Genomic DNA, 1,026 nt, shown 5'->3' on the forward strand with positions numbered 1-1,026 from the left:
TCCGAATCGGTGATCCCCACCACCCGGCCCCGGGCATCCGCGACCCACGTGTTCGACCGCGACCCATCCTCATCCGAGACCACCGTCACCCGCCCCGGCAGATACCCAAACCGCGTCACCCGCCCAAACGGCGAGGTCTGAGACACCACCCGGCCCTGCTCGTCATAGGTGTTCCGGGCCTCGACCACACCATCAGCATCGATCACCGCCGAGATGAGTCCCTGCTCATTCCACTCGTAACGGCGTGACCCGAGCGGCCCAACCACCTCCACCAGGAACCCATCCTCGTAGTGGTAGTCGATACGGCGGCCATCATCGGCCTCCACCGCAACAATCCGATCCCCCTCCCACAGGATCATCAACTCCCGGCCACGCAGGTGGCGGATCCGAACCAACCGCTCCCCCTCATGGACAAACTCGATCACGGCGCCATCAGTCAACATGAACGAGATCAAGCGGCCTGCTGCGTTGTGTGTCCACCTCGCCCCGGCATTGTTCGACACCACGAATCCGTCGCCCTCACGGGTCAACCAGTAGTTCTCATGCCCGGCGCGATCAAACCCATCCCCCAACCTGGGGAAGAACACTTCTCGGCCGTCCACCAGAGTCCACGCAGCACCCTCATCCGTGACCTCAAGCCCGCAACCATCAAAGGATGCCCACCCGGGGCCGTGCCCACCGATCTTCGGGCTGAGCGACGAGTACGACCGCGCCCACCCCAACAACCCAGCCGCACCCTCACAGCGGAGGTCCTCCTCGTTCTCCACGAAGTTCCCCGTCGCCGTGTTCACCGGATCATTCGCATACCCCGACGTCGGCGGATTCCCGATCGCCTCCACAGCGGGGATCTCCAACTCCGGGCGCTCCTCAGAGATCCCATGAGCGGCCAAACTCTGCGCGATCGCGTCATTCGACACCGACGACACCACACCACTACCACCAGCCGCCTCAAAATTCGCCGCAACCACATCAGTGCGGACACAATCATTGTCATTCGAGACGATGTAATTCGAAAAGCCCGCCAGT

Annotated in this window: 1 protein-coding gene; it reads right to left on the bottom strand. The window is 63.0% G+C overall.

The annotated features are described in order from the left end of the window. The coding region (locus tag EII35_RS15495; RefSeq protein WP_148098970.1) for an RHS repeat domain-containing protein at positions 1-917 on the bottom strand (917 nt) is incomplete at its 3' end. Between the last annotated feature and the right edge of the window lie 109 nt (positions 918-1,026).

The sequence above is a fragment of the Arachnia propionica genome (assembly GCF_003932785.1).
In the GTDB taxonomy this organism is placed as follows: Bacteria; Actinomycetota; Actinomycetes; order Propionibacteriales; family Propionibacteriaceae; genus Arachnia; species Arachnia propionica_B.